Raw genomic sequence first — 3305 nt, 5'->3', positions numbered from 1 at the left:
GGCGCGCTGGGCTCGCAGTGCTTAGCCCCTCCAGCGTGCCGACCAGATCCTCCAGGCGGCGGCGTGCCACAGCCGTCAGCCGAGCCTCGGCCTTCGGATCCCGTTCGAAGCGCGCCCTGATCACGCGGCCCGCTGCCGCTGCCAATCCCAGGGAGCGCGCCTTGACAAGATCATGGGCATCGTCCTCGAGAGGTGGGCTGGCGGTCAGTGCGAGGGTAAGTTTGGGAAGGCTGTCGGTCTTGGACTGTTCTCGGACGTCTATGCCGGCGTGCTGGGAGAGAGCGACAGCTGAGATCAGCCAAGAGTCAGTCTGTGCCTGAGGCGCTGTTCCGCTTACGCCCGCGGGACTGAGTCCTGTGACGCCGTACAGCCGACGGTCCGAGCCGAGTTGCTCAAGGTAGCCGAACGCGGCGGTGCGCAGCTGCGGGCGTGCGCCATGGTCCATGGCTGCGAGGGTGACGGCGGCCAGATCAACGAGGTCCTGTCCATTCCAGCGCATGCTGGCAAGCTGCATAGCCTCAAGTAGATCGTCCAGTTCTCTGGTCGCGCTCAGAGCCTCCGGGCCGTGTCGTTCATAGAGCCGGTCCTGCACCGTGCGGGGAATAGGCAGGCCGGTCGCGTGGTGCCACTGGCGCGCTGCGGCCTGCCAGTCGCCTCCGTCGAACGCGCGCCGGTCTGGGCCCCACGATTCCAACCACCGAGTGGCGGCAGCGGCATACTGCTGCCCTTCCTTGGAGTCGGCGTTATGGAAGACAGCCTCGGTATCGGCATGGAATCGGTGCGTCGAACCCGACCAGGTGACCGGGATCTCGAGATGTGGGCCGTCCCACCACGGCGGGAGCCCATGCGCCACGGCCCCACTCACGAGCCATCGGGTCACTGTCTCAGAGGCCAGGTCTTGGGCATCCTCGGCCTCGACGAGGTGGGAGGGGCATGAAGGGTCGTGGCGTGGCCTCGCGGCTGTCATAGTCTCCCCCCTCTCGTCTCTCTCGGGGCGCGTCAGCTCACAGCTGGGAGCTGCGAGCAGTTCCCGTCATGACTGTCCCCGAGACGCTGGGGTTGGCAGCTACGGATCCCGTGACGCGGGCTGGCCCTTCCTCCCCTCCCGCCTGGCGGAGTAGCACACCGGGGTGATCCCGCGGAGCGGGCGTGATCGGCGAAGGGAGAGAGACTCCATCACTGCGATTCGCCAGCGGGAGCGGGCAATCGTGGGCCGGGAGACAGCCAGACGGAAGCAGCAGCATCACGGGCGCGTCATCCGGCAGTCGGAGTTCCCAGCAGGACGCCAGACGCACTATCTCCACGCCGCATGCACCGATCCGGGAGACGAAGTCCTTCAGGCCATCGAAGCAACCTCGGAGGACCAACTGCTCCTGGTCGAAGGGACCTTTGCCATGGAGGAGCAGATCCGTCGGATCGCACGCTGGACCGCCTATCTGGACACCCCGGACGACCTACGCCTCGCCCGAAAGACACTCCGCAAGATCGACGAGGGCGCCGACCCGCGAATCAGCCTGCTCGGCTACCTCGCACGCGGCCGCACAGGCCACGGCGAACACGTCGCCCCCATGAGGCACAGCGCAGACTTTGTCCTCGATGGCACCCTGCCCGTCGGGGAACTCACCGATCAGCTGATCAGCGCTATGGCTCTCGCTCCTGCACCTACGCGTTAGCGTTGCACGGACCTGGTCGCTGAGGAAGATCTGGGCGTAGAAGCGGTAGTCGACCTCGACGAGTTGGTACAGGGCCGCGTGTTTCAGGGGTGGGTGGGGCCGCGCGGACGACATCCAGCATGTCGCTCTTGCGCCCGCTCCGGACCGCGGGACTCTTGGGCCGGCACACCTCGACGACGCTTTCACCAGCCGTTTCCAGGAAGGCGCCGAACCCGGCCCCAGAGGGCCTTTCCCCTCCAGTGCTCAGCCGCCTCGGCCTGGAATGTGCTGGCGGGCGAGGTCCAGAAGCTGCTGGTACCCCATGGTCACTCTCCTCTCATAGCGTGGAGCCCGTGGTTGCAGGGGAAGTTGGAATTCATGGGATCCAAGAAGAAGCCGCTGTGCGACGCCGAGTTCCGTGAGGGCGCCGTGCGTGCGGTCTGCTTGCCCGGCGGGTCCGACCATCAGCGCCGCCAGTCGCGACGGCAGTGGGGTGACGTGCAGCAGGCTCAGGCGGCCACCAGGACATGCAAGTCGCGTTCGGCTCAGGCCGGACGCTCCGGACGGGGCCCGGTTGCCAGGCGGGAGATGTACTTAACGCGGCTCCTCCCCCGCCCCCGGACGCCGGGCGCGCGGCGGGGCGCTCCCAGGTGTGTTCGGTCAGCCGGTCGGCAGGTGCGGCGGGACGAAGCCGTGCCGCCGGTAAAAGGCATCCAGCCGCGCGGTTCGCGCCGAACTCGTCGGTCGTGCACGCCAGGATGAGGCCGTGGGCATCAGCCTCGGCGCACAGCCGATTCAGTACGCGGGTGGCGTGGCCGGCGCCGCGGTGGCTGATGGACACCCTCAGGAGTTGTAACTCCAGCGCTGGTGGACGGCGTGCTCGGCGGGGCGAAGGTGTTCTGCCCGCACGGCGAGCGAGCGGCCACGGGCGTGTTGGAGACCGAGAACCGGTGAACAGTTCGCGGGCGGTGGCGGCCAGAGTCGGAGGAGCGTCCGAGCCTGAGGTTCGCCCTAGAAGGGTTCAGCGGCCCGCAGAAGGCCTTGCGGCAGGTAGGGGGAGTCCACGCGGATAGCCCAGCCGCGGCGGCGGGCGTGGCAGGTTAGGGCAAGGACGTCGAGGTTGACGGAGGCGTTCGGATCGTCGGCGCGGTCGGCGACCTGGTAGTAGGCGCGGTGGGCTTCGAGTGTGTCGGCCAAGGCGAGGTTGAAGCTTTCCTCGTCGCCCTCCACCAGCTGTGACAGCAACACGGCGGGCGGCATCGTGAAGCCCCAGTGCTTGGCCTTCTCGGCCTCCTGCAGCGCTCGTTGTGCGGCCGCTTCGGGCTCGGTGCCCTTCAGGTAGGCGTGGAGGGCCTCGCGGTACGCGGTAAACGCGGAGCCGTCCGGGTGGGCGACGGTGGGGCCGGTGAGGACCAGCGGTGCGAGGTCCTCGCGTACGCCGGTGATCAGGGCGAAGGCGACGGCGGTCTGCCAGATTCCGGCACTGGCTTCCTCGCCCCGCTCGGCCGGGTAGCGCAGTGTGCGCCCGCCGATGGTCACCTCGGTCTCCGCGCCTGGCTCCGCCAGCGCGATGCGGAAGAGCGCCGCCCCCATCTGGGAGGCCAGGCGAAGAGTTGCGAGCTGGGCGGCCGTGTCGTTGCCGGGGTTGCCCGC

3 protein-coding genes are annotated in these 3305 nt (G+C 68.4%); 1 reads left to right on the top strand and 2 read right to left on the bottom strand.

Translation table 11 applies throughout. The features are described from left to right. Positions 1 to 853 (bottom strand): hypothetical protein (locus VN520_RS36385; RefSeq protein WP_325751233.1); only part of this gene is annotated, 853 nt, incomplete at its 3' end. A gap of 541 nt (positions 854 to 1394) precedes the next feature. On the opposite strand from VN520_RS36385, the gene VN520_RS36380 reads away from it, so the two are divergent. Further along, entirely contained in the window at positions 1395 to 1673 is a 279-nt protein-coding gene (locus VN520_RS36380; RefSeq protein WP_325751232.1) for a hypothetical protein, read from the top strand. Positions 1674 to 2663: 990 nt separating this feature from the next. On the opposite strand, the gene VN520_RS36375 is transcribed toward VN520_RS36380, so the two are convergent. Continuing rightward, on the bottom strand, positions 2664 to 3305 hold a 642-nt coding region (locus VN520_RS36375; RefSeq protein WP_325751231.1), incomplete at its 5' end, for an immunity 49 family protein.

The organism is Streptomyces sp. (assembly GCF_035563135.1).
GTDB lineage: Bacteria > Actinomycetota > Actinomycetes > Streptomycetales > Streptomycetaceae > Streptomyces.
This window is presented reverse-complemented; position numbering and strand designations above follow the sequence as displayed.